General features: G+C 42.5%; 33 protein-coding genes and 1 other annotated feature. All 33 genes read right to left on the bottom strand.

The annotated features are described in order from the left end of the window. Window positions 1–24: 24 nt before the first annotated feature. Window positions 25–204 carry a 50S ribosomal protein L30 gene (rpmD, locus tag NYE49_RS00815; protein ID WP_003156497.1) on the bottom strand — a complete coding sequence of 60 codons (180 nt, stop codon included), beginning with the start codon at window positions 202–204 and terminating at the stop codon, window positions 25–27. 13 nt (window positions 205–217) lie between these two features. Next, entirely contained in the window at window positions 218–718 is a 501-nt protein-coding gene (gene rpsE, locus NYE49_RS00810) for a 30S ribosomal protein S5 (RefSeq protein WP_003328273.1), read from the bottom strand. A gap of 24 nt (window positions 719–742) precedes the next feature. Further along, entirely contained in the window at window positions 743–1,105 is a 363-nt protein-coding gene (gene rplR / locus NYE49_RS00805) for a 50S ribosomal protein L18 (protein ID WP_003225816.1), read from the bottom strand. A 32-nt stretch (window positions 1,106–1,137) separates the two neighbouring features. Continuing rightward, window positions 1,138–1,677 carry a 50S ribosomal protein L6 gene (gene rplF / locus NYE49_RS00800; RefSeq protein WP_004399690.1) on the bottom strand — a complete coding sequence of 180 codons (540 nt, stop codon included), beginning with the start codon at window positions 1,675–1,677 and terminating at the stop codon, window positions 1,138–1,140. A gap of 29 nt (window positions 1,678–1,706) precedes the next feature. After that, window positions 1,707–2,105, bottom strand: coding sequence for a 30S ribosomal protein S8 (gene rpsH, locus NYE49_RS00795; RefSeq protein ID WP_003241998.1), 399 nt, complete (start codon window positions 2,103–2,105; stop codon window positions 1,707–1,709). A 31-nt stretch (window positions 2,106–2,136) separates the two neighbouring features. Continuing rightward, on the bottom strand, window positions 2,137–2,322 hold the full coding sequence (gene rpsN / locus NYE49_RS00790) for a 30S ribosomal protein S14 (protein WP_003156488.1): 186 nt from the start codon (window positions 2,320–2,322) through the stop codon (window positions 2,137–2,139). Window positions 2,323–2,344: 22 nt separating this feature from the next. Further along, entirely contained in the window at window positions 2,345–2,884 is a 540-nt protein-coding gene (rplE, locus tag NYE49_RS00785) for a 50S ribosomal protein L5 (RefSeq protein WP_003225809.1), read from the bottom strand. A gap of 26 nt (window positions 2,885–2,910) precedes the next feature. After that, window positions 2,911–3,222 carry a 50S ribosomal protein L24 gene (gene rplX, locus NYE49_RS00780; protein ID WP_003156486.1) on the bottom strand — a complete coding sequence of 104 codons (312 nt, stop codon included), beginning with the start codon at window positions 3,220–3,222 and terminating at the stop codon, window positions 2,911–2,913. Between the two features lie 36 nt (window positions 3,223–3,258). Then, the gene (gene rplN / locus NYE49_RS00775) at window positions 3,259–3,627 is read right to left on the bottom strand and encodes a 50S ribosomal protein L14 (RefSeq protein WP_003225805.1); all 369 of its coding nucleotides are present in this window, start codon (window positions 3,625–3,627) and stop codon (window positions 3,259–3,261) included. A gap of 40 nt (window positions 3,628–3,667) precedes the next feature. After that, on the bottom strand, window positions 3,668–3,931 hold the full coding sequence (gene rpsQ, locus NYE49_RS00770) for a 30S ribosomal protein S17 (RefSeq protein WP_003225804.1): 264 nt from the start codon (window positions 3,929–3,931) through the stop codon (window positions 3,668–3,670). Window positions 3,932–3,953: 22 nt separating this feature from the next. Continuing rightward, entirely contained in the window at window positions 3,954–4,154 is a 201-nt protein-coding gene (gene rpmC, locus NYE49_RS00765; RefSeq protein ID WP_003156482.1) for a 50S ribosomal protein L29, read from the bottom strand. Further along, the gene (gene rplP, locus NYE49_RS00760; protein WP_003225801.1) at window positions 4,144–4,578 is read right to left on the bottom strand and encodes a 50S ribosomal protein L16; all 435 of its coding nucleotides are present in this window, start codon (window positions 4,576–4,578) and stop codon (window positions 4,144–4,146) included. Before rplP ends, rpmC begins: the two co-directional genes overlap by 11 nt. Before the next feature lies 1 nt (window position 4,579). Next, window positions 4,580–5,236 carry a 30S ribosomal protein S3 gene (gene rpsC, locus NYE49_RS00755; protein ID WP_003242001.1) on the bottom strand — a complete coding sequence of 219 codons (657 nt, stop codon included), beginning with the start codon at window positions 5,234–5,236 and terminating at the stop codon, window positions 4,580–4,582. Between the two features lie 3 nt (window positions 5,237–5,239). Continuing rightward, the gene (gene rplV, locus NYE49_RS00750) at window positions 5,240–5,581 is read right to left on the bottom strand and encodes a 50S ribosomal protein L22 (RefSeq protein ID WP_003156475.1); all 342 of its coding nucleotides are present in this window, start codon (window positions 5,579–5,581) and stop codon (window positions 5,240–5,242) included. 16 nt (window positions 5,582–5,597) lie between these two features. After that, the gene (rpsS, locus tag NYE49_RS00745; RefSeq protein WP_003156472.1) at window positions 5,598–5,876 is read right to left on the bottom strand and encodes a 30S ribosomal protein S19; all 279 of its coding nucleotides are present in this window, start codon (window positions 5,874–5,876) and stop codon (window positions 5,598–5,600) included. 57 nt (window positions 5,877–5,933) lie between these two features. Next, window positions 5,934–6,767 carry a 50S ribosomal protein L2 gene (rplB, locus tag NYE49_RS00740; RefSeq protein WP_003225795.1) on the bottom strand — a complete coding sequence of 278 codons (834 nt, stop codon included), beginning with the start codon at window positions 6,765–6,767 and terminating at the stop codon, window positions 5,934–5,936. 31 nt (window positions 6,768–6,798) lie between these two features. Then, on the bottom strand, window positions 6,799–7,086 hold the full coding sequence (gene rplW, locus NYE49_RS00735; protein WP_003156467.1) for a 50S ribosomal protein L23: 288 nt from the start codon (window positions 7,084–7,086) through the stop codon (window positions 6,799–6,801). Further along, window positions 7,086–7,709, bottom strand: a complete 624-nt coding sequence (gene rplD, locus NYE49_RS00730; protein WP_004399658.1) for a 50S ribosomal protein L4 — start codon at window positions 7,707–7,709, stop codon at window positions 7,086–7,088. The genes rplW and rplD overlap by 1 nt, the downstream gene beginning before the upstream one ends. A 27-nt stretch (window positions 7,710–7,736) precedes the next feature. Continuing rightward, on the bottom strand, window positions 7,737–8,366 hold the full coding sequence (gene rplC, locus NYE49_RS00725) for a 50S ribosomal protein L3 (RefSeq protein ID WP_004399671.1): 630 nt from the start codon (window positions 8,364–8,366) through the stop codon (window positions 7,737–7,739). 39 nt (window positions 8,367–8,405) lie between these two features. Further along, window positions 8,406–8,714, bottom strand: coding sequence for a 30S ribosomal protein S10 (gene rpsJ, locus NYE49_RS00720; RefSeq protein WP_003156464.1), 309 nt, complete (start codon window positions 8,712–8,714; stop codon window positions 8,406–8,408). A 236-nt stretch (window positions 8,715–8,950) separates the two neighbouring features. Beyond that, on the bottom strand, window positions 8,951–9,907 hold the full coding sequence (locus NYE49_RS00715; RefSeq protein WP_047181979.1) for an alpha/beta hydrolase: 957 nt from the start codon (window positions 9,905–9,907) through the stop codon (window positions 8,951–8,953). Window positions 9,908–10,005: 98 nt separating this feature from the next. Further along, window positions 10,006–11,196 (bottom strand): elongation factor Tu, encoded by a 1,191-nt coding sequence (gene tuf, locus NYE49_RS00710; protein ID WP_003235058.1) that lies wholly within the window; start codon window positions 11,194–11,196, stop codon window positions 10,006–10,008. Window positions 11,197–11,315: 119 nt separating this feature from the next. Then, on the bottom strand, window positions 11,316–13,394 hold the full coding sequence (gene fusA / locus NYE49_RS00705; protein ID WP_003235056.1) for an elongation factor G: 2,079 nt from the start codon (window positions 13,392–13,394) through the stop codon (window positions 11,316–11,318). A 53-nt stretch (window positions 13,395–13,447) separates the two neighbouring features. Next, window positions 13,448–13,918, bottom strand: coding sequence for a 30S ribosomal protein S7 (gene rpsG, locus NYE49_RS00700; RefSeq protein ID WP_003225784.1), 471 nt, complete (start codon window positions 13,916–13,918; stop codon window positions 13,448–13,450). A gap of 41 nt (window positions 13,919–13,959) precedes the next feature. Beyond that, a complete protein-coding gene (rpsL, locus tag NYE49_RS00695; protein ID WP_003225781.1) occupies window positions 13,960–14,376 on the bottom strand; it encodes a 30S ribosomal protein S12 in 417 nt (138 codons plus the stop codon). A gap of 113 nt (window positions 14,377–14,489) precedes the next feature. Continuing rightward, complete coding sequence (locus NYE49_RS00690; protein WP_003225778.1) at window positions 14,490–14,738, bottom strand: 50S ribosomal protein L7ae-like protein; 249 nt, start codon at window positions 14,736–14,738, stop codon at window positions 14,490–14,492. A gap of 178 nt (window positions 14,739–14,916) precedes the next feature. Then, entirely contained in the window at window positions 14,917–18,516 is a 3,600-nt protein-coding gene (rpoC, locus tag NYE49_RS00685) for a DNA-directed RNA polymerase subunit beta' (protein ID WP_004399688.1), read from the bottom strand. Between the two features lie 61 nt (window positions 18,517–18,577). Continuing rightward, on the bottom strand, window positions 18,578–22,159 hold the full coding sequence (gene rpoB / locus NYE49_RS00680; RefSeq protein WP_009966326.1) for a DNA-directed RNA polymerase subunit beta: 3,582 nt from the start codon (window positions 22,157–22,159) through the stop codon (window positions 18,578–18,580). Window positions 22,160–22,404: 245 nt separating this feature from the next. Then, the gene (locus tag NYE49_RS00675) at window positions 22,405–23,010 is read right to left on the bottom strand and encodes a class I SAM-dependent methyltransferase (protein ID WP_015252989.1); all 606 of its coding nucleotides are present in this window, start codon (window positions 23,008–23,010) and stop codon (window positions 22,405–22,407) included. A gap of 89 nt (window positions 23,011–23,099) precedes the next feature. After that, complete coding sequence (rplL, locus tag NYE49_RS00670) at window positions 23,100–23,471, bottom strand: 50S ribosomal protein L7/L12 (RefSeq protein WP_003156436.1); 372 nt, start codon at window positions 23,469–23,471, stop codon at window positions 23,100–23,102. A gap of 45 nt (window positions 23,472–23,516) precedes the next feature. Continuing rightward, the gene (rplJ, locus tag NYE49_RS00665) at window positions 23,517–24,017 is read right to left on the bottom strand and encodes a 50S ribosomal protein L10 (RefSeq protein WP_003235042.1); all 501 of its coding nucleotides are present in this window, start codon (window positions 24,015–24,017) and stop codon (window positions 23,517–23,519) included. A 65-nt stretch (window positions 24,018–24,082) separates the two neighbouring features. Next, window positions 24,083–24,223 (bottom strand) — a sequence feature (ribosomal protein L10 leader region). Window positions 24,224–24,268: 45 nt separating this feature from the next. After that, window positions 24,269–24,967 (bottom strand): 50S ribosomal protein L1, encoded by a 699-nt coding sequence (gene rplA, locus NYE49_RS00660; RefSeq protein WP_003235040.1) that lies wholly within the window; start codon window positions 24,965–24,967, stop codon window positions 24,269–24,271. Between the two features lie 94 nt (window positions 24,968–25,061). Further along, window positions 25,062–25,487, bottom strand: a complete 426-nt coding sequence (gene rplK / locus NYE49_RS00655; protein WP_003156430.1) for a 50S ribosomal protein L11 — start codon at window positions 25,485–25,487, stop codon at window positions 25,062–25,064. Between the last annotated feature and the right edge of the window lie 30 nt (window positions 25,488–25,517).

Below are 25,517 nucleotides of genomic sequence, written 5' to 3'. Positions count from 1 at the left end.
ACCTCCTTATCCGATCAAATATTTTTATTGTTCTTTAACAGAAACTAAATGAGATACTTTATTAATCATACCACGGATCGCAGCGTTGTCTTCATGAACAACAGTTTGGTTTGTTTTCTTTAAACCAAGTGTTCTTACAGTAACGCGTTGGTCTTCCGGGCGACCGATTACACTTCGTTTGAGGGTAATTTCTAATTTAGCCATTAATGTTCCCTCCTTATCCTAACAGTTCTTCTACAGATTTTCCACGAAGCTTCGCAACGTCTTCAGCACGTTTAAGTTCACTTAAACCTTGAAGTGTTGCACGAATCATGTTGATCGGTGTGTTAGAACCTAAAGACTTAGAAAGGATATCAGCTACACCAGCTAGCTCAAGTACCGCACGTACAGGGCCTCCAGCGATAACTCCAGTACCTTCAGAAGCAGGTTTTAACAAGATGTTACCTGCACCGAAACGTCCGATGATTTCGTGTGGAATTGTAGTTCCAACCATTGGTACTTCAATCAAATTCTTTTTCGCATCTTCAACAGCTTTGCGGATCGCTTCTGGTACTTCTTGTGCTTTACCAGTACCGAATCCTACGTGTCCGTTTTTGTCACCGACAACGACTAGAGCTGCGAAGCGGAAACGACGACCACCTTTAACAACTTTCGCTACGCGGTTAACCGTAACTAAGCGTTCTTCTAACTCTAATTTGCTTGGGTCAATACGACGCATAATCATGTGTCCCTCCTTCTTTTATTAAAATTTAAGTCCAGCTTCACGAGCGGCATCAGCCAAAGCTTTTACACGTCCATGGTATAAGTATCCGCCACGGTCAAATACTACGTCAGAAATGCCTTTTTCAGCAGCGCGTTTTGCAACTAATTCTCCAACTTTAGTAGCAGCAGAAGTATCTCCAGTGCTTTCAACGTTCAAGTCTTTATCGAGAGTAGATGCACTAGCAAGTGTTACACCATTTACATCATCGATGATTTGAGCGTAAATGTGCTTGTTAGAACGGAAAACGTTCAGGCGCGGTCTTTCAGCAGTACCGGAAAGTTTAGCGCGAACACGAGCGTGTCTTTTAAGACGAGCAGCATTTTTGCTAGTTTTCGTAATCATCTAGGTCACTCCTTTCTTCACTTTAAGCGATCTTACTTAGCAGATTTACCTTCTTTACGGCGAACAACTTCACCTTCGTAGCGGATTCCTTTACCTTTGTAAGGCTCTGGAGAACGTACAGCGCGGATGTTAGCAGCAATAGCTCCTACGCGTTCTTTGTCTGTACCTTTTACAACTACTTTTGTTTGAGAAGGAACTTCGATTTCGATGCCTTCTTCAGGAACGATCTCAACAGGATGAGAGTATCCAACGTTTAAAACAAGTTTATTTCCGGATTTAGAAGCACGGTAACCGACACCGACTAATTCCAAACCTCTTTCAAATCCTTTAGATACACCTTCAACCATGTTGCCAAGCAGACTGCGAGTCGTACCATGCAGGGCACGGTGCTCTTTTTGATCAGAAGGACGAGCGACTGTAAGCACATTGTCCTCTACTTTAATCTCCATATCAGGGTGAAACGTACGAGTTAATTCTCCTTTTGGTCCTTTCACAGCTACAGTGTTGTTATCATTTAACGTTACTGTAACATCAGAAGGAATCTCAAGTAGCTTCTTACCTACACGAGACATACCAAACACCTCCATTCATGTTAAACTTCTTACCAAACGTATGCTAGAACTTCTCCACCAGCTTGTTTTGCACGGGCTTCTTTGTCCGTTAAAACACCTTGTGATGTAGAAATAATCGCGATTCCAAGACCGTTAAGTACGCGAGGTACTTCATTAGATTTAGCATAAACACGCAAACCAGGCTTGCTGATTCTTTTAAGACCAGTGATAACGCGCTCGTTGTTTTGTCCGTATTTCAAGAAAACGCGGATGATACCTTGTTTGCTGTCTTCTACGAACTCAACGTCACGAATGAAACCTTCACGCTTTAAAATTTCAGCAATTTCTCTTTTCAATTTAGAAGCAGGAATTTCAAGCTTCTCATGACGTACCATGTTTGCATTGCGAATACGAGTTAGCATATCTGCAATTGGATCTGTCATAACCATTATATAATTACCTCCTTCCCTTTCTTGGGGATTACCAGCTGGCTTTTTTCACGCCAGGAATTTGTCCTTTATATGCAAGCTCACGGAAACAAATACGGCAAAGTTTAAATTTACGAATGACTGAATGCGGACGTCCGCAGCGTTCACAGCGTGTGTACTCTTGTACTTTAAACTTTGGTGTACGTTGTTGTTTCGCAATCATAGACTTTTTAGCCACGATTTCGCCTCCCTTTCATTGATTATTTCTGGAACGGCATACCTACTTGAGTTAATAGCTCACGAGCTTCTTCGTCAGTATTAGCAGTTGTTACGATAACGATGTCCATTCCGCGAACCTTTGTTACTTTATCGTAGTCAATTTCAGGGAAGATTAACTGTTCTTTGATACCAAGTGTGTAGTTACCGCGACCGTCGAAAGATTTTTTAGAAACCCCGCGGAAGTCACGTACACGCGGTAAAGATACAGAAATAAGTTTATCAAGGAAATCATACATGCGCTCTCCGCGAAGAGTTACTTTCGCACCGATAGGCATTCCCTCACGAAGACGGAATCCAGCAATTGATTTCTTCGCACGAGTAACGACAGGTTTTTGACCTGCGATAAACGTTAATTCTTCAACAGCACTGTCGATTGCTTTGGCGTTTTGAACAGCGTCACCAACACCCATGTTGATTACGATTTTTTCGATTTTAGGCACTTGCATGACTGAATCATAGTTGAACTTAGTCATTAAAGCAGGTGCAATTTCTTTATTGTACTTTTCTTTAAGGCGGTTCATGAGATAGACCTCCCTTCCTTTTAATACTATTTATCTAGAACTTGCCCAGATTTTTTTGCTACACGAACTTTTTTGCCATCTTCCACTTTGTATCCTACGCGAGTCACTTCACCTGTTTTAGGATCGAGCGGCATAACGTTTGATACATGAATTGGCGCCTCTTGATTAGAAATACCGCCTTGAGGGTTAGCTTGAGTTGGTTTAGAGTGTTTCTTTACCATGTTAACACCTTCAACTAAAACGCGGTCCTTTTTAGGGAAAGCAGCAAGGATTGTTCCTTGTTTGCCTTTATCTTTACCAGAGATAACCATAACTTTATCGCCTTTTTTTACATGCATCCTGATCGCACCTCCTTGAGTAAGGCATTTATTTCATTAGATAACTTCTGGAGCTAGAGAAACAATTTTCATAAAGTTGTTTTCACGCAATTCACGAGCAACTGGTCCGAAGATACGAGTTCCGCGTGGGCTCTTGTCGTCACGGATGATAACACATGCATTCTCATCGAAGCTGATGTATGAACCGTCACTTCTGCGCGCTCCGCTTTTAGTGCGAACGATAACAGCTTTTACGACTTCACCTTTTTTGACAACGCCTCCTGGTGTTGCTTGTTTAACCGTGCAAACAATTACATCACCAATGTTAGCTGTTTTACGTCCAGAACCACCAAGAACTTTAATAGTAAGTACTTCACGTGCGCCAGAGTTGTCAGCTACTTTTAAACGAGTCTCTTGTTGAATCATTATTTGTTACCTCCCTTCGGAAAAAGAATTCCGAACTTTATTAGATAATAACAGCTTCTTCGACAACTTCAACTAGACGGAAACGCTTAGTTGCAGACAATGGACGTGTTTCCATAATCTTAACGATGTCACCGATTTTAGCTTGATTATTTTCATCATGTGCTTTGAATTTTTTTGAGTATTTTACGCGTTTACCGTAAAGTGTATGTTTTTTGTATGTCTCAACAACAACAGTAATGGTTTTATCCATTTTGTCAGAAACAACACGGCCTTGGTAAACTTTGCGTTGGTTACGTTCGCTCATGCTCACGACCTCCCCTCAGTGATTATTTATTAGCAGCAATTTCTCTTTCACGAATCACAGTTTTCATGCGCGCGATAGCTTTGCGCACTTCACGAATGCGAGCAGTATTTTCAAGTTGTCCTGTCGCTAATTGAAAGCGAAGATTGAAAAGTTCTTCTTTAAGAGACTTTACTTTTTGTTCAATTTCAGCAGTGGTAAGGTCACGAATTTCATTAGCTTTCATTTGATTCACCACCAATTTCTTCACGTTTTACGAACTTCGTTTTAATTGGCAATTTGTGAGATGCAAGGCGAAGCGCTTCACGAGCAACCTCTTCAGACACACCAGAAATTTCAAATAAAACTTTGCCCGGTTTTACAACAGCTACCCAACCTTCAGGAGCCCCTTTACCGGATCCCATACGTACCTCAAGTGGTTTAGCAGTGTAAGGTTTAGAAGGGAAAATTTTGATCCAAACTTTACCGCCACGTTTCATGTAACGAGTCATCGCAATACGTGCAGCTTCGATTTGACGGTTAGTAATCCAAGAAGCTTCAAGAGCTTGGATACCGAATTCACCGAAATGTACTTCAGTACCGCCTTTCGCACGGCCACGCATTTTTCCGCGATGCTCTCTGCGATATTTAACGCGTTTTGGTAATAACATATTATTTTCCTCCTTCCTCAGTTTTCTTCTTAGTAGGAAGAACCTCTCCACGATAGATCCAGACTTTCACACCAAGCTTACCGTAAGTAGTGTCAGCTTCAGATGTTGCATAGTCAATGTCCGCACGTAATGTGTGCAATGGAACAGTTCCTTCACTGTAGTATTCAGAACGAGCGATATCTGCACCGCCAAGACGACCAGAAACCATTGTTTTCACACCTTGTGCTCCAGCACGCATAGTACGTTGGATTTGTTGTTTCTGCGCACGGCGGAAAGAAACACGGTTTTCTAATTGACGAGCGATGTTGTCAGCAACTAACTGTGCATCAAGATCTGCTCTTTTGATTTCAAGAATGTTAATGTGTACACGCTTGCCAGTAAGGCTGTTAAGGGCTTTGCGAAGTGCTTCGACTTCAGAACCGCCTTTACCGATAACCATACCAGGCTTAGCTGTGTGGATCGTAATGTTAACGCGGTTTGCTGCACGCTCGATTTCTACTTTAGAAACAGAAGCGTCAGAAAGGCGTTTGCTAATGTATTCACGAATTTTTAAATCTTCGTGCAGGAAGTCAGCGTAATCTTTACCAGCGTACCACTTAGATTCCCAATCACGAATGACTCCGATACGAAGACCGACTGGATTTACCTTTTGACCCACTACTTATCCCTCCTTCTTTTCTGATACAACGATTGTAATGTGGCTCGTACGTTTGTTGATTTGGCTCGCACGTCCCATAGCACGTGGGCGAAATCTTTTTAACGTAGGGCCTTCGTCAACGAATGCTTGAGAAATAACCAGGTTGTTAGCGTCCATTTCATAGTTATGCTCAGCATTTGCAATAGCGGATTTTAATACTTTCTCGATAATTGGAGAAGCAGCTCTTGGTGTAAGGTTCAAGATTGATACTGCCTCACCTACTTGCTTGCCTCGAATCAGGTCCATTACTAGACGTGCTTTACGAGGAGCAATACGGACTGTTCTTGCAACAGCTTTAGCTTGCATTTAAAAGCCTCCTCTCTTAGCGTCTTGTTTTTTTGTCATCACTAGCATGACCTTTGTACGTACGAGTTGGAGCGAATTCACCCAACTTGTGCCCTACCATATCTTCAGAAATGAATACAGGCACGTGTTTACGTCCGTCATAGACTGCGATTGTGTGACCAATAAACTGTGGGAAAATAGTAGAACGACGAGACCAAGTTTTTACGACTTGTTTCTTGTCTGTTTCATTTAATTTCTCGATTTTAGTCATCAAGTGTCCATCGACAAATGGTCCTTTTTTTAAGCTGCGAGCCATTTTGGAACCTCCCTTCGTGATTGCACTACGGTCCGAAAAGAACCGTAGACAACCCCGTTATTTATTTTTACGACGACGTACGATAAATTTATCGGATTTGTTCTTTTTCTTACGAGTCTTGAATCCAAGAGTTGGTTTGCCCCATGGAGACATTGGTGATTTACGTCCGATTGGCGCACGTCCTTCACCACCACCGTGTGGGTGATCGTTAGGGTTCATTACAGAACCACGAACTGTAGGACGGATGCCTTTCCAGCGAGAACGTCCAGCTTTACCAATGTTGATAAGTTCGTGCTGTTCGTTACCTACTTGACCGATAGAAGCACGGCAAGCAGAAAGGATCATGCGAACTTCACCAGAGTTAAGACGTACAAGAACGTATTTACCTTCTTTACCAAGAACCTGAGCAGATGTACCAGCTGAACGTACAAGCTGTCCGCCTTTACCAGGTTTTAATTCAATGTTATGCACAACTGTACCAACAGGGATGTTGATAAGTGGAAGTGCATTACCTACTTTAATGTCAGCTTCAGGACCTGACATGATTTCAGTACCTACTTGAATTCCTTTAGGAGCAAGAATGTAACGTTTTTCTCCGTCTGCATAGTTGATTAGAGCGATGTTAGCTGAACGGTTTGGATCGTATTCAACTGTAGCAACGCGTCCAGGTATACCATCTTTATCGCGTTTGAAGTCGATAACACGGTATTGGCGTTTATGTCCGCCACCTTGGTGACGTACAGTCAATTTACCTTGGTTGTTACGTCCGCCTTTTTTGTGAAGGGGAGCAAGCAAGGATTTTTCCGGCTTGTCAGTCGTGATTTCAGCAAAATCTGAAGTTGTCATGCCACGACGTCCATTAGAGGTCGGTTTATACTTTTTAATCGCCATTTTGAATTTCCCTCCTTCTTTTTACAGATAATTAAGCTTCAAAAATTTCGATTTCTTTGCTGTCTGCAGTAAGTTTTACGATCGCTTTTCTGCGACGGCTAGTCATACCAGTGTAGCGTCCAACACGTTTTGATTTGCCTTTGTAGTTCATGATGTTGACTTTGTCAACTTTCACTCCAAAGATGCTTTCAACCGCGTCTTTCACTTCTGTTTTGTTAGCTCTTACATCAACTTCAAAAGTATATTTTTTTTCAGTCATTAAATCAGCAGAACGTTCAGTAATGACGGGGCGCTTTAGAACATCACGAGGATCTTTCATTATGCAAGCACCTCCTCTACTTTTTCAACCGCTGCTTTTGTAATCAGAAGCTTCTCGTGGTTGACAACGTCTAAAACGTTGATTCCGTTAGCTTCAACAACAGTAACTCCAGGAATGTTACGAGCAGATAATGCTACTGCTTCATTTGCATCCGCAGTTACGATTAAAGCTTTTTTCTCAACAGATAATCCTTTAAGGATAGCTGCCATTTCTTTTGTTTTAGCCGTATCAAGAGTAAGATCTTCAAGAACGATGATGTTGTTGTCGATCACTTTAGAAGACAATACTGATTTGATTGCCAAGCGGCGAACTTTTTTAGGTAATTTATAAGAATAGCTGCGTGGTGTTGGGCCGAATACGACACCACCTCCGCGCCATTGCGGTGAACGGATTGAACCTTGACGGGCACGTCCAGTACCTTTTTGACGCCATGGTTTACGACCTCCGCCGCGTACTTCAGAACGATTTTTTACTTTGTGAGTTCCTTGACGTAAGGAAGCTCTTTGCATAAGAATAGCGTCGAATACAACACTCTCATTTGGTTCGATACCAAATACAGAAGCGTTTAATTCGATGTCACCAGCAGTAGAACCGTTTTGGTTGTATAATGCTACTTTTGGCATAATCAATTTCCTCCTTTCCTAAGAGAATTATTTAGATTTAACAGCACTTTTAACAGTGATTAAAGATTTCTTCGCACCAGGTACGTTACCTTTGATCAAAAGAAGATTGCGTTCTGCATCAACTTTTACGATTTCAAGGTTTTGAACAGTGATTTGCTCTCCGCCCATACGTCCAGGTAATAATTTACCTTTGAATACACGGTTAGGATCTACAGGTCCCATTGAACCAGGACGACGGTGGTAGCGTGAACCGTGAGACATAGGTCCGCGAGATTGTCCGTGGCGCTTGATCGCACCTTGGAAACCTTTACCTTTAGATACTCCTGTTACATCTACGATTTCTCCAGCAGAGAAAATTTCAACCTTGACTTCCTGACCAACTTCATACGCATCCATTTCCACTCCGCGTAATTCTTTAACGAAGCGCTTAGGAGCAGTTTCCGCTTTTGCAACGTGTCCTTTTTCAGGTTTGTTAGAAAGCTTTTCACGCTTGTCGTCAAAACCAAGCTGGATTGCTTCGTAACCGTCGTTTTCAGCTGTTTTCTTTTGAAGAACAACGTTTGGAGCAGCCTCGATAACAGTTACCGGAATAAGATCACCATTCTCAGCGAATACTTGCGTCATACCAATTTTTCTTCCTAAGATTCCTTTGGTCATTCGTCACACCTCCTATTAAGATCATTCTATATTTTAGAATTAAAGTTTAATTTCGATATCGACACCAGATGGTAAGTCTAATCGCATAAGAGCATCAACAGTTTGTGGTGTTGGGTTCACAATGTCGATTAAACGTTTATGTGTACGCATTTCAAATTGCTCACGAGAATCTTTGTATTTGTGCACCGCACGAAGGATTGTGTAAACTGATTTTTCAGTTGGCAACGGAATCGGACCAGATACGCTGGCACCAGAACGTTTTGCCGTTTCAACAATCTTCTCTGCAGATTGATCAAGGATTCTATGATCATATGCTTTCAAACGAATACGAATTTTTTGTTTTGCCATTATTTTCCCTCCTTTTCGCCTACATCACGTTAGACAGTTCTCCGTGAGAAAAACCTGAACACCTTGCCATGGCAAAGCGGCCGGGTGTGTCAGCAACCTCTCACTTCATCGCAGTCAAAGACCAACATACACCATTATACAGAAAATAGGCGCATGTTGCAAGACTTATTTAAAATATGCATGGTTTGCACACTTTTTTTATTATACAGGGGTTTTTCTTATTTATCAAGGATCTATCATAAATGGTGTCGTGCATGTCGACTTAATGTGTTCGCGAATAATGACGGCTCCTCAATATGCGGGGTGTGAGCTGAGTTCTCAAATTGAAACCAGCGCTTTTCGGGTGCCTCAAGTTTATGATAATACTGTTTCGATATTTCAGCAGGAACAATTAAGTCATGTTTCCCTGAAATGAAAACACACGGTACTTTAATAGAAGGAACTGATGTAAAAGCATTAAACCGGTACAACTCATCAGTTAAATGTTTTTTACTGAAGCGCAATCCATTAAAGAAGCTGTGCATATTCCGCACTCCATACTCATTGCCAGTAAGCATTTGAAATATTACAGCTAGAGATTGACGATGACGACGAGTGAATCCTCCCCTGCTAAGCTCGACACAAAACCGATAGATAAGGTGCTGGATATCCTGCTTCCAAGGCGGAGCACCAATGAAACGTGTGAGGAAAGATAATAAGCTGGCTTTTTTTGATTCAGAAATTTCACGAATATGTTTATAAGCAGTTGATTCTTCATCGTGAGGGTTAACAACCTGGCTGATTCCATAATACGCGTAAAATAAATCAGGACACTGCTGCAGAACATGAAGCGCCAGTATTGACCCCCAAGAATGACCGGCTAGGTAAAGTTTTGATTTTGAAAAATGAGCTAAAAGCCATTGAGTGACTTGGATTGTATCTTTAATGAAGTGATTTATTGTCATAGAGTGATGCGAAATTCGCTTAGAATAAGAAAGCCCCGATCCTCTCTGATCCCAATGAACTACTGTAAAATACTGTTCCAGCTCTTTTTGATAATGTCTAACATATCCGATTTGCGGCGTTCCCGGCCCGCCATGTAAAAAAAGCAGCAATGGATTTTTCACGTCAACTCCATTAATCATCAGCATTTGCTTTGTATTTCCAATGCTTAGTTCTTTCATGATTGCGATTGATTTCTTTTCAGGAATCATAAATATTAACCCCTCGAATATGATAGATCCTATTATACAAGAAAAAGATAAGCAAACAAAAAACGAGACCCGCAGGGGTCTCGTTTAAAATCATACTATTACTCAGTGATTGTAGAAACTACGCCTGAACCAACAGTACGTCCGCCTTCACGAATAGAGAAACGAGTTCCTTCTTCGATAGCGATTGTAGAGATAAGTTCAACGTTCATTTCAGTGTTATCTCCAGGCATAACCATTTCTACGCCTTCTGGAAGATGGATGATACCAGTTACGTCAGTTGTACGGAAGTAGAACTGAGGACGGTAGTTAGAGAAGAATGGAGTATGACGTCCACCCTCTTCTTTAGAAAGAACGTAAACTTCAGCTTTGAATTTGCTGTGTGGAGTGATTGTACCTGGTTTAGCAAGTACTTGACCACGTTGGATTTCTTCACGAGATACACCGCGAAGAAGGGCACCAATGTTGTCACCAGCTTCAGCGTAATCAAGAAGCTTACGGAACATTTCAACACCTGTAACAGTTGTTTTCTTGTTCTCTTCTTGAAGACCGATGATTTCAACTTCGTCACCGACTTTAACTTGTCCGCGTTCTACACGGCCAGTAGCAACTGTACCACGACCAGTGATTGAGAATACGTCCTCAACTGGCATCATGAATGGTTTTTCAGTGTCGCGTTCTGGAGTTGGGATGTACTCATCAACCGCATCCATAAGTTCGAAGATTTTAGCTTCCCACTCAGCGTCTCCTTCAAGAGCTTTAAGAGCAGAACCTTTAACAACTGGTACATCATCGCCAGGGAAGTCGTATTCGCTAAGAAGATCGCGAACTTCCATTTCAACTAGTTCAAGAAGCTCTTCGTCGTCTACCATGTCGCATTTGTTTAAGAATACAACGATGTATGGTACACCAACGTTTTTAGAAAGAAGGATGTGCTCACGAGTTTGTGGCATTGGGCCATCAGCAGCAGATACTACAAGGATAGCTCCGTCCATTTGCGCAGCACCAGTGATCATGTTTTTAACATAGTCAGCGTGTCCTGGGCAGTCAACGTGTGCATAGTGACGAGTTTCAGTTTCGTACTCAACGTGTGCAGTAGAGATTGTGATACCGCGCTCGCGTTCTTCTGGAGCACCATCAATTTGATCGTACGCCATAGCTGTACCTTTACCAGATTTCTTATGAAGTACTGTTGTGATAGCAGCAGTTAAAGTTGTTTTACCATGGTCAACGTGTCCAATTGTACCAATATTGGCATGTGATTTGGAACGGTCGAATTTTTCTTTAGCCATTCTAAAATCCTCCTTAAGAGCTTTTAATTAGTAATGTATAGAGTGATAGGAAGTGAAAGAAAGCTTTCACTTCCTCATCTTACAATAGTAGTTATACTTGAGTTAAGCGGCAAAATCAATTATTCGCCTTTATTTTTTTTGATAATTTCTTCTGCGACGCTCTTCGGCACTTCTTCGTAGTGATCCATGTGCATAGTGAACGTACCGCGACCTTGCGTATTAGAACGAAGTGCAGTAGCGTAACCGAACATTTCAGCAAGAGGAACCATAGCGCGAACAACTTGAGCGTTACCGCGTGCTTCCATACCTTCTACGCGTCCGCGACGTGAAGTGATATCACCCATGATATCTCCCATGTATTCTTCTGGAATAACCACTTCTACTTTCATGATTGGTTCAAGAAGAACTGGGTTACATTTGCTGACTGCATTTTTCAATGCCATAGAAGCAGCAACTTTAAATGCCATTTCGTTTGAGTCAACATCATGGTAAGAACCGTCGAAAAGTTTAGCTTTAATGTCGATAAGCGGGAAGCCTGCTAGTACACCATTTTCAAGTGCATCTTCCAGACCTGCTTGAACAGCTGGGATGTATTCACGAGGAACAACCCCACCGACAATCGCATTTTCAAATTCAAAGCCAGCGCCTTCTTCGTTTGGTTCGAATTCGATCCAAACGTGTCCGAACTGACCGCGTCCACCAGACTGACGTACGAATTTACCTTCAACTTTTGCACCGGTACGGAATGTTTCACGGTACGCAACTTGAGGAGCACCAACATTGGCTTCTACTTTAAATTCGCGTTTCATACGGTCAACAATGATATCAAGGTGAAGTTCACCCATACCAGAGATGATCGTTTGGCCAGTTTCTGGGTTTGTTTGAGTACGGAATGTAGGATCTTCTTCAGCAAGTTTCGCTAAAGCGATACCCATTTTATCTTGGTCAGCTTTTGATTTAGGCTCAATAGCAACGTCGATAACTGGTTCTGGGAATTCCATTGACTCAAGGATAACAAGATCCTTCTCATCACATAGAGTATCTCCAGTAGTTGTATCTTTTAGACCTACAGCAGCTGCGATATCCCCTGCGTATACAGTAGAGATTTCTTCACGGCTGTTAGCGTGCATTTGAAGAATACGTCCAACACGCTCACGTTTGCCTTTAGTAGAGTTTTTCACGTATGAACCAGAATCAAGTGTTCCAGAGTACACACGGAAGAACGTCAACTTACCAACGTAAGGGTCAGTCATAACCTTAAATGCTAATGCAGAGAATGGCTCTTCGTCAGAAGAATGACGCTCAATCTCTTCATTTGTATCAGGACGTGTACCTTTGATTGCAGCAACGTCAGTTGGTGCAGGAAGGTAGTCAAGAACAGCATCAAGTACTAGTTGAACACCTTTGTTTTTGAAGGCAGAACCAACAAGAACAGGGTAGAATTCAACATTTAATGTACCTTTACGAATTCCTGCTTTTAACTCGTCAATTGTGATTTCTTCACCCTCAAGGTACTTATCCATAAGCTCTTCATCAAGCTCACATACAGCTTCAATAAGGCTGTTGCGAAGCTCTTCAGCTTGCTCTTTGTACTCTTCAGGGATTTCTTTTGCATCAGAACGAGTTCCGAGGTCATCTTCGTAGAAATACGCAACGTTTTCTACAAGGTCAATGATACCTTCGAAGTTATCTTCAGCACCGATCGGCAATTGAATTGCATGAGCGTTTGCTTGAAGACGGTCTCTTAAAGTTCCTACAGAGTAAAGGAAGTCTGCACCGATTTTGTCCATTTTGTTAACAAAAACGATACGCGGTACTCCATAAGTTGTTGCCTGACGCCAAACAGTTTCTGTTTGAGGCTCAACGCCTGATTGCGCGTCAAGTACAGCAACAGCACCATCAAGTACACGAAGAGAACGTTCAACTTCAACTGTGAAGTCTACGTGTCCTGGAGTATCGATGATGTTTACGCGGTATCCTTTCCACTGAGCAGTTGTCGCAGCGGAAGTGATTGTGATACCACGTTCTTGTTCCTGCTCCATCCAGTCCATTTGTGAAGCTCCTTCATGAGTTTCACCAATTTTGTGGATACGACCAGTATAGAACAAGATACGTTCTGTAGTAGTCGTTTTACCGGCATCGATGTGAGCCATGATACCGATATTACGAGTTTTTTCTAAGGAGAACTCTCTTGCCATTGGGTAATTTCTCCTTCCTTATTAGGAAATTGTGTTTTGTTAATCTATAAATCCTACCAGCGATAGTGAGCAAATGCTTTGTTTGCTTCAGCCATCTTATGAGTGTCTTCACGTTTCTTAACAGCAGCACCAGTGTTGTTAGCTGCGTCAAGGATTTCGTTAGCTAAACGCTCTTCCATCGTTTTTTCTCCGCGAAGACGAGCGTAGTTAACTAACCAGCGAAGTCCAAGAGTCGTACGACGTTCAGGACGAACTTCTACAGGAACTTGGTAGTTCGCACCACCTACACGGCGTGCTTTTACTTCAAGTACAGGCATGATGTTTTTCAATGCTTGTTCGAAAACCTCCATTGCATCATTGCCAGTACGTTCTTTAATGATATCGAATGACTTGTATAGGATTGTTTGAGACTTACCTTTTTTACCATCGATCATCATTTTGTTGATTAGACGAGATACAAGCTTAGAGTTGTAAATCGGATCAGGTAAAACATCTCTTTTTGCTACAGGACCTTTACGTGGCATCTGAATATCCTCCCTTCATCAATTATGCGTATTTTCGTATATTATTTTGCTTTAGGTTTTTTCGTACCGTATTTAGAACGGCCTTGTGCACGGTTTTCAACTCCAGCAGTATCAAGCGCACCACGAACGATGTGGTAACGTACCCCTGGTAAGTCTTTTACACGTCCGCCGCGGATAAGTACAACACTGTGCTCTTGCAGGTTGTGACCGATACCAGGAATGTAAGCAGTAACCTCGATTCCGTTAGTCAAACGAACACGAGCATATTTACGAAGTGCTGAGTTCGGTTTTTTCGGTGTCATTGTACCAACACGAGTACATACCCCGCGTTTTTGTGGAGAAGATACGTTAGTGTGCTCTTTTTTAAAGCTGTTGTATCCTTTGTTAAGTGCAGGAGACTTTGAGTTTTCTACTTTACTCACGCGTCCTTTGCGAATTAGCTGATTAATTGTAGGCATGAATTTTTCCTCCCTTCATTACGTTTTATAACCCACATACCCAGGTGGTTCATCAAAAGGCAAAAAACAATGTCTTTACACAAGATGGAATCTTACGCAAAAACAAAAGTACGTTATAAAATAATGGCAACAGCGGCTGCTCCTACCTCAATTCCGCAGGCTTTGCCGAGCTTTTTCATGGATTCAACCATTGAGACAGAGATACCTTGATCTTCAGCAAGTGAAACAACACTTGACGTGAGTATCGGATCTGCGTCTTTTGCAACGACTACTTCCTTTACTGAACCTCGCTTTAGAGCTTTCACTGTTTGCTTCGTACCAATAATAATTGATTTGGCCTGTGATACTTTATCATAAGACATAAACATATCCTCCAAAGTAACAGGTTTATTTCGAGCACCTTGGTTATATTATCATTCTAGGAGACGAATGTCAACAAGGTATGACATTTTTTAGTTTCTATCTTCTCATAGAGTGACTTTTTCATAAATATATCTGCTGAAAGACCGCAAAAACAGTCTTTCAGCAGAATGAAATCAGTTATTCAACCGGAACCATATCGTCAGTCGGCTGAACATTTGATACTGGTTTTACTTTACGGTATTTCATCATTCCTGTACCAGCTGGAACAAGCTTACCGATGATAACATTCTCTTTCAAGCCGAGAAGCTCGTCACGCTTACCTTTGATCGCTGCATCTGTAAGGACACGTGTTGTTTCCTGGAAGGAAGCAGCAGATAAGAATGAATCAGTTTCAAGAGATGCTTTTGTAATACCGAGTAAGACAGGACGGCCTGTAGCAGGTCGATTGCCTTCAAGCAATACCTTTTTGTTCGCTTCAGTAAATTGGTGAATATCAAGCAATGTACCTGGAAGCACATCAGTGTCACCAGCATCAATTACGCGTACTTTGCGAAGCATCTGGCGAACCATTACTTCTACGTGTTTATCACCGATTTCAACACCCTGCATACGGTAAACCTTTTGAACCTCATGGAGAAGATACTCTTGAACAGTCGTCAGGTCAGTCACTTTAAGAAGTTCTTTCGGATCGATTGAACCTTCTGTCAGTACTTGGCCTCGAGTAATTTTATCTCCTTCCGCTACTTTCAGGCGGGAGTTGTAAGGTGCCGTATAAGAACGTGTTTCCACTGCGCCTTGAACCACAATTTCCTGTTGCTTATCACGAACTTCATTGATCTCAACGACTGTACCGTCGATTTCTGTAATTGTTGCTTGACCTTTCGGATTACGCGCTTCGAAAAGCTCTTGGATACGCGGAAGACCCTGTGTGATATCGTCTCCGGCAACCCCGCCTGTATGGAATGTACGCATTGTTAACTGTGTACCAGGCTCACCGATTGATTGGGCAGCAATGATTCCGACAGCTTCACCGACTTCAACATCGGAGCCAGTTGCAAGATTTCGGCCATAGCATCGTTTACATACACCATGAGGCGTATTACATGTGAAGGCAGAACGGATCCACACTTCTTCAATGCCGGCTTCGACAATCTCCAGTGCTTTATCTTCATCAATCAGTTCGTTTTCATTCACAAGCACTTCACCTGTTTCAGGGTGCTTCACTTGTTTTCTTGCAAAACGTCCGATTAAGCGTTCTTCTAAGCGCTCAATTGTTTCAGTTCCTTCTTTAAGAGGCTTAGCAAGAATGCCTCGGTCAGTTCCGCAATCAGTTTCACGGATGATAACATCCTGCGCAACGTCAACGAGACGGCGTGTAAGGTAACCTGAGTCAGCAGTTTTAAGAGCGGTATCGGCAAGACCTTTACGCGCACCGTGTGTGGAGATAAAGTACTCCAATACTGTCAGACCTTCACGGAAACTTGATTTGATCGGCAACTCAATGATACGTCCAGCCGGGTTGGCCATCAGGCCGCGCATTCCGGCAAGCTGCGTAAAGTTAGATGCGTTACCACGGGCACCAGAGTCACTCATCATGTAGATCGGGTTGAGTTCATCAAGTGATTTCATCAGTTTGCCTTGAATAACGTCTTTTGCAGCACTCCAGATAGAGATGACTCTCTCATAGCGTTCTTCTTCAGTGATAAGACCGCGGCGGAACTGCTTCATAACGTTGTCAACTTTGCTTTGCGCTTCTTCAAGAATTTCTTGTTTATCATCGAGTACGACGATGTCAGAAACCCCAACTGTAATACCAGCTTTAGTTGAATATTTGAAACCTAGGTTTTTCATGCGGTCAAGCATTTTAGACGTTTCCGTAATATGGAATCGTTTAAAGATTTCCGCGATGATTTTACCCAGAATGCCTTTTTTAAACGGCGCATTGATTGGCTGCTGTGCGATAACAGCTTTAACGTCAGCACCTTTTTCTAAGAAGAAACGGTCAGGTGTTTTTTCTTCAATGTTGCTCTTCGTTGGTTCATTCATGTAAGGGAATGATTCCGGAAGAATTTCATTGAAGACAAGCTTACCGACAGTTGTAATTAACAATTTTGAGCGCTGTTCTTCGGTAAATGTCACATTCTTAAGTGAGTTAGCTGCAACAGCTACTCTCGTATGAAGGTGAACATATCCGTTTTGATAAGCAAGAAGCGCTTCGTCTGTATTCTTGAAGACCATACCTTCACCGACAGCACCGGCACGCTCAAGTGTCAGGTAATAGTTACCTAGTACCATATCCTGAGACGGTGTTACAACCGGTTTACCATCTTTAGGGTTCAAGATGTTTTGAGCAGCAAGCATCAAGATGCGTGCTTCAGCTTGTGCTTCAGCAGATAATGGTACGTGAACCGCCATTTGGTCACCGTCAAAGTCAGCGTTGTAAGCTGTACATACGAGCGGGTGAAGACGAATTGCGCGTCCTTCAACAAGCGTTGGTTCAAACGCCTGGATACCTAATCTGTGAAGTGTAGGGGCACGGTTCAGCAGTACCGGGTGCTCCTTAATAACTGATTCTAGTACATCCCAAACTTCAGGCTGTACGCGCTCAATTTTGCGTTTCGCACTCTTAATGTTGTGAGCAAGACCTTTTTCAACAAGTTCTTTCATAACGAAAGGTTTGAAAAGTTCAAGCGCCATTTCCTTCGGTAATCCGCATTGGTACATTTTCAAATGAGGACCAACAACGATTACAGAACGTCCGGAGTAATCAACACGTTTACCAAGAAGGTTTTGACGGAAACGGCCTTGCTTCCCTTTCAGCATGTGAGAAAGAGATTTTAACGGTCTGTTACCAGGACCTGTTACAGGGCGTCCGCGGCGGCCGTTGTCAATTAGGGCATCGACAGCCTCTTGAAGCATACGCTTTTCGTTTTGAACGATGATGCTAGGCGCACCAAGGTCCAAAAGGCGTTTCAAACGATTGTTACGGTTGATGACACGACGATAAAGGTCATTCAAATCAGAAGTCGCAAAACGTCCGCCATCTAGCTGAACCATCGGTCTAAGCTCCGGAGGAATAACAGGAAGCACATCAAGGATCATCCAAGAAGGCTTGTTTCCTGAGTTACGGAAGGCTTCTAAAACTTCAAGACGTTTGATCGCACGAGTACGGCGTTGTCCTTGTGAAGTTTTCAGCTCTTCTTTTAACATATCAACTTCTTTTACAAGATCGATATCTTGAAGAAGTTTATGAATTGCTTCAGCACCCATAGATGCTTGGAATTTATTACCGTATTTATCAAGATAAGCACGATATTCTTTCTCAGACAGAAGCTGTTTCTTTTCAAGCGGTGTATTCGCCGGATCAGTTACAACGTAAGAAGCAAAGTAAATGACTTCTTCTAAAGCACGAGGTGACATATCCAGCACAAGACCCATACGGCTTGGAATACCTTTGAAATACCAAATGTGGGAAACTGGGGCAGCCAGTTCAATGTGCCCCATTCTCTCACGACGGACTTTAGCCCGTGTTACTTCGACTCCGCAGCGGTCACAAACTACGCCTTTATAACGAACTCGCTTGTACTTCCCGCAATGACATTCCCAGTCCTTAGTCGGTCCGAAAATGCGTTCGCAGAATAGACCGTCCTTTTCAGGTTTTAACGTACGATAGTTTATCGTTTCAGGCTTTTTCACTTCACCAAAAGACCATGAACGGATTTTATCTGGTGAAGCAAGACCGATGTTCATATACTCAAAATTGTTCACATCTAGCAAGGGGCCTACCTCCCTTTTTATCTTCGGATTAACCGATGTCACTTGCCTTTATAACTAGAGATTATTCTTTTGTTACTACATCGCGTTCAACGTCTGCAGATGCTGTTTCTTCCGGCTCTTCATCACCTGATAATGCCAGGCCGTCAGCTTGTTTCGCATCTTCTTCGTCTTCTAAATCTCTCATTTCTATTTCTTCTTCATCACCAGAAAGGATTTTGACATCCATACCTAAGCTTTGAAGTTCTTTGATTAATACTTTGAATGATTCCGGAACACCTGGTTCAGGAACATTGTCGCCTTTAACGATGGCTTCGTATGTTTTCACACGTCCAACCACGTCATCAGACTTAACAGTCAGAATTTCTTGAAGAGTGTAAGCCGCACCGTAAGCTTCAAGTGCCCAAACCTCCATCTCACCAAAACGCTGTCCGCCAAATTGCGCTTTACCGCCAAGAGGCTGCTGCGTAACAAGTGAGTAAGGGCCTGTAGAGCGTGCATGAAGTTTATCGTCAACCATGTGAGCCAGTTTGATCATGTACATGATACCGACAGATACACGGTTATCAAACGGCTCTCCAGTACGTCCGTCGTAAAGCACTGTTTTGGCGTCACGAGACATGCCGGCTTCTTCAAGTGTTTCCCAGACATCCTCTTCTCGCGCTCCGTCAAATACAGGAGATGCAATGTGAATGCCAAGGTAACGAGCGGCCATACCCATGTGAAGTTCCAATACCTGCCCGATGTTCATACGTGATGGTACGCCCAGCGGGTTAAGCATGATATCAATTGGTGTGCCGTCAGGAAGGTAAGGCATATCTTCTTCAGGAAGAATCTTAGAGATAACACCTTTGTTACCGTGACGACCGGCCATTTTATCCCCTTCAGAAATCTTACGTTTCTGAACGATATATACGCGTACTAACTGGTTAACACCTGGAGGAAGTTCGTCTCCGTCTTCACGGTTGAAGACTTTAACGTCATGGATAATTCCGCCGCCGCCATGAGGCACACGAAGAGAAGTATCACGAACCTCGCGGGCTTTCTCGCCAAAGATGGCGTGAAGAAGGCGTTCTTCTGCAGTCAGTTCAGTTACGCCTTTAGGCGTTACTTTACCAACAAGAAGATCTCCGTCTTTTACTTCTGCCCCAATACGGATGATTCCGCGGTCATCAAGATTGCGAAGCGCATCTTCACCGACGTTTGGAATATCGCGAGTGATTTCTTCAGGTCCAAGTTTCGTATCACGTGCTTCTGATTCGTATTCTTCAATGTGGATAGATGTATAAACATCATCCTTCACTAGGCGTTCACTCATGATGATGGCATCCTCATAGTTGTAGCCATCCCATGTCATGAAGCCGACCATTACGTTACGGCCAAGTGCAAGTTCACCAAGCTCCATAGAAGGACCGTCAGCAAGGATTTCTCCTTTTACCACTTCATCGCCGACACTTACGATCGGACGCTGGTTGTAGCACGTACCTTGGTTAGAGCGGACAAATTTCAGCAGGCTGTATTTATCCAGGTTTCCTTTTACTTTTTGACCGTCTACTTCTTCATAACGGCGAACCCAAACGTTTTTCGCTTCTACGCGTTCAACGATACCAGGGTGTTTACAAATAACAGCGGCACCAGAGTCTTTTCCTGATACGTATTCCATACCAGTTCCAACAAATGGCGCTTCCGGCTGCATCAAAGGCACAGCCTGACGCTGCATGTTCGCTCCCATGAGGGCACGGTTGGAGTCATCGTTTTCTAAGAACGGGATACATGCTGTCGCAGCAGATACAACCTGCTTAGGCGATACATCCATGTAGTCTACACGATTTCTGGAAACAACAGTGTTCTCCCCGCGGAAACGAGCTACGATGCTGTCATCAATAAAGGCGCCTTCGTCATCAAGACGAGCATTCGCTTGAGCGACAACATAGTTATCCTCTTCATCAGCAGTTAAGTAATCGATTCTGCCCGTTACCTTCCCTGTTTCAGGGTCAACGCGGCGATATGGCGTTTCAATAAAGCCAAAACGGTTTACTTTTGCATAAGATGATAGTGAGTTGATCAAACCGATGTTCGGGCCCTCAGGCGTTTCAATCGGACACATACGGCCATAGTGGGAGTAGTGAACGTCACGCACTTCCATTCCGGCACGCTCACGTGTCAATCCGCCCGGTCCTAATGCTGACAGACGACGCTTGTGCGTTAATTCAGCAAGCGGGTTCGTCTGATCCATGAATTGAGAAAGCTGTGAGCTTCCAAAGAACTCTTTAATGGACGCAATAACAGGACGAATATTGATCAGTTGCTGAGGCGTAATTGTATTCGTATCTTGAATTGACATTCTCTCACGAACCACACGCTCCATACGGCTTAAACCGATACGGAATTGGTTCTGGAGAAGCTCGCCTACAGAACGTAAACGGCGGTTTCCAAGATGATCGATATCATCTGTGTCGCCTACTCCGTGCAGCAGGTTGAAGAAGTAGCTGATTGAAGAAATAATATCAGCAGGCGTGATGTTTTTAATCTCTTCTTCGATGTAAGCATTGCCGATTACATTAATAACCTGTTCTCCTTCTTGATCAGTCGGAGCAAAGATTTTAATTGATTGAAGAGTCACTTCATCTTCAACAACGCCGCCATTCGGATACAACTTTCTGAAACCGATTCCGTTTTCTAAGTATGGCAGTACTTTATCAAGTGTTCTTCTATCAAGAATCTGGCCTTTTTCAGCAAGGATTTCTCCTGTTTCAGGATCAACAAGCGTTTCAGCAAGTCTCTGATTGAAGAGGCGATTCTTAATATGAAGTTTTTTATTAATTTTATAGCGTCCTACATTGGCAAGATCGTATCGTTTCGGATCAAAGAAACGAGAATCAAGCAAGCTTTTCGCATTTTCTACTGTAGGCGGCTCTCCAGGACGGAGACGCTCGTAAATTTCCAGCAACGCTTTGTCGCTGTTTTCTGTGTTATCTTTATCAAGCGTATTTCGCAAGTATTCGTTTTCTCCTATGAGATCAAGAATCTCTTGATCGGAGCCGAAGCCGAGAGCACGCAAAAGAACCGTAACCGGCAACTTACGTGTGCGATCAATGCGGACATAAACAACATCTTTCGCATCAGTTTCGTATTCTAACCATGCGCCACGGTTTGGAATGACAGTTGCGGTAAAACCTTTTTTACCGTTTTTGTCTACTTTACCACTGAAATATACACTTGGAGACCGAACAAGCTGGGAAACGATAACACGTTCCGCACCGTTAATGATAAAAGTACCTGTATCTGTCATAATAGGGAAATCACCCATGAAGACATCTTGGTCTTTTACCTCTCCAGTTTCTTTGTTAATTAAACGAACCTTCACTCTTAGCGGAGCTGAGTAAGTCACATCACGTTCTTTTGATTCCTCTACAGGATATTTAGGCTCACCTAAACTATAATCAATGAACTCAAGAGAGAGGTTACCAGTGAAATCCTCAATTGGTGATATGTCTTGAAACATCTCTCTAAGACCCTCATCAAGAAACCACTGATAAGAAGAGGTTTGAATTTCAATGAGATTTGGTAATTCTAACACTTCGCTAATGCGAGCATAGCTTCTGCGCTGGCGGTGTCGTCCATACTGAACTAGTTGACCTGTCAACTGATTCACCCCTCAAATCATGCGTATTATATGTGTAATAAGCATTTCTTCCAAAGAAAGAAAATACTTTTACAAGACAAAAGAAAAAAGGGTTTCTAATTAAGAAAACCACATCCAAAAACAAATACCGATTTTATTAGCATTTCCATACTTGTATAATTTATACATAGATATTGACAATTCATCATATCAAGCAAAATATATACATTGGCATTTTACAATATTAACATAGTTAAAATACCGAGTCAAACTTTTTTTGCTTTTATGATATAATAGCCTTTCTTTTTTTGAACGACAGAAACTTCATCGAACAGTTCCTCGAGCTTTTCAATGGCAGAAGGCGCGCCTTGCTTTTTCTGTATGACGATCCACAATTCACCTGAAGCTTTTAAGTGTTCAGCGCTTTTCTCAAAGATAGCATGGACAACTTTTTTTCCGGCTCGGATTGGGGGATTTGTAAGAATAGAAGCAAATGTTTGAGCAGAATCAACGTTTGAAAACAAATCGCTTTGATAAATCTTAACGTTTGTTATTCCGTTATGTTCCGCATTTTCATTTGATAGTTCTACGGCTCTCTCATTAACGTCAATCATGTGGATAGTCCGGTCTTTAAAGTCGCTGGCGAGCGATAAACCAATCGGGCCGTATCCGCAGCCTACATCCAAAATGCCGCCCTCAACCTCAGGCTCTTCAAAAGAATCAATCAGCAGGCGGGAGCCGAAATCAACTTCTTTTTTAGAAAAAACCCCGCTGTCGCTGGTAAACGTGAAATCTTTATTCCGAAGCCTAAAAGACCAGGTTTGCTTGTTGCTTTTCACTGAAGGTTTTTCTGAATAATAGTGCTCACTCATTATTAGAACCTCCTTTTTTCATGGCTTAAAGAATGGCAAAGAAAAAGCTCGCCTCATAAAAGCGAGCTTCCCCTACAGGTAAGTGAAGATTACTTAACTTCTACAGAAGCGCCAACTTCTTCAAGTTTAGCTTTAAGCTCTTCAGCTTCTTCTTTAGCAATACCTTCTTTAAGTGGTTTTGGAGTGTTGTCAACAAGTTCTTTAGCTTCTTTCAAGCCAAGACCAGTGATTTCACGTACAACTTTGATAACTTTGATTTTTTGAGATCCTGCACCAGCAAGGATAAGATCGAATTCGCTTTGCTCTTCAGCAGCTCCGCCTGCAGCAGCTCCGCCAGCTACAGCTACAGGAGCAGCAGCAGTTACGCCAAATTCTTCTTCGATTGCTTTTACTAGGTCGTTCAATTCAAGTACAGTTGCTTCTTTAACGGAAGCAATGATTTCTTCGATATTTAAAGCCATTTGTAATTCCTCCATTTTGTTTTAATTTATGAAAAACTGATTAGATTAAGCGCCTTGTTCTTCCTTTTGTTCTGCCACAGCTTTTGCAGCAAGAGCAAGGTTGCGAACTGGAGCTTGAAGTACGCTAAGCAACATAGAAAGCAAGCCTTCGCGTGATGGAAGTTCAGCAAGAGCTTTCACTTCTTCAACAGTAGAAACTTTACCTTCGATAACGCCAGCTTTGATTTCAAGAGCTTCGTGATTTTTAGCGAAGTCATTAAGAACTTTAGCCGGAGCGACAACATCTTCAGTGCTGAATGCGATCGCGTTCGGTCCAGTTAAGAAATCATTCAAACCATTAAGCTCAGCTTGTTCAACCGCACGGCGAGTCATCGTATTTTTGTAAACTTTGAACTCAACGTTAGCTTCGCGAAGCTGTTTACGAAGTTCAGTTACTTCAGAAACGTTAAGTCCGCGATAGTCAACGATGATCGTTGATTTACTTTCTTTCAGTTTAGAAGCAATTTCTTCAACAACAACTTTTTTTGTTTCAATTGCGCTGCTCATGGTTACACCTCCTGTAGATTCTTGTGTAACACTTATACCGTTAGGTGATCACGACTGAGACGACGGATTCCATATAAAAAGCCTCCATGAGACATGGAGGCTGTATATACAAGCATACGTAACGTAATAGCTGTGATAATATACACCTCGGTAGGATAATTAAGCGGTTAGGCCCCTACTGTCTACGGTATAAATGATATTCTATTTTACAACATTTTGAATAATATCAGAATGTTGATGTCATGTCAATATTATTTTACGTTAAAAGTTGAAGAGTCTACTTTGACACCAGGTCCCATAGTAGAAGTTACAGCAACGTTTTTCACGTAAACGCCTTTAGCTGCAGCAGGTTTAGCTTTAAGGATTGTATCGTACATTGTTGTGAAGTTCTCAACAAGTTTTTCATCCTCGAAAGAAACTTTACCGATAGGAACATGAATGTTTCCAGCTTTATCAACGCGGTATTCAACTTTACCAGCTTTGATTTCGCCGATAGCTTTTTCAACTTCGAAAGTAACTGTACCAGTTTTAGGGTTTGGCATTAAACCTTTTGGTCCAAGTACACGACCGATTTTACCAACTTCACCCATCATGTCAGGTGTAGCTACGATAACATCGAAATCGAACCAGCCTTGTTGAATTTTGTTGATGTAGTCAGTATCGCCTACGAAATCTGCACCAGCAGCTTCAGCTTCTTTCGCTTTTTCGCCTTTTGCGAAAACGAGAACGCGCTGAGTTTTACCAGTTCCGTTTGGAAGCACAACTGCTCCACGGATTTGCTGGTCGTTTTTACGAGGGTCAACCCCTAAACGGAAAGCCACTTCAACTGTAGCGTCGAATTTAGCTGTGTTTGTTTTTTTAACGAGAGCTACTGCTTCAGAGACGTCGTAAGCTTTAGAACGGTCTACAAGCTTAGCAGCTTCAACGTACTTTTTACCTTTTTTAGCCATTTTAAAATTTCCTCCTTATGTGGTTATAGCGGAATAACCTCCCACGAATAAGGGTTGCGAACTTGTTAAAACTCGCAACCCGACAAGAAACAAATTAATCCTCGATTACAATACCCATACTGCGGGCAGTACCTTCAACCATGCGCATTGCCGCTTCAACGTCTGCTGCGTTTAAGTCAGGCATTTTCGTTTCAGCGATTTCGCGTACTTTATCGCGCTTAACGGTTGCCACTTTATTACGGTTTGGTTCACCAGAACCAGACTCAATTCCAGCTGCTTTTTTAAGCAATACTGCAGCAGGTGGAGTTTTTGTAATAAATGTAAATGAACGGTCTTCGTAAACCGAAATTTCAACAGGAATGATTAAACCAGCTTGGTCAGCTGTACGAGCGTTAAACTCCTTACAGAATCCCATGATGTTAACACCGGCTTGACCAAGTGCAGGTCCAACTGGTGGCGCTGGGTTAGCTTTTCCAGCAGGAATTTGCAATTTTACAACTTTAACTACTTTTTTAGCCACGAGACACACCTCCTTAAGTCCGTGATGTGG

Source organism: Bacillus sp. FSL L8-0358 (assembly GCF_038593095.1).
Lineage (GTDB): Bacteria > Bacillota > Bacilli > Bacillales > Bacillaceae > Bacillus > Bacillus subtilis.
The sequence above is the reverse complement of the archived record's forward strand: the minus strand, read 5'-3'. Positions and strand labels throughout refer to the sequence as shown.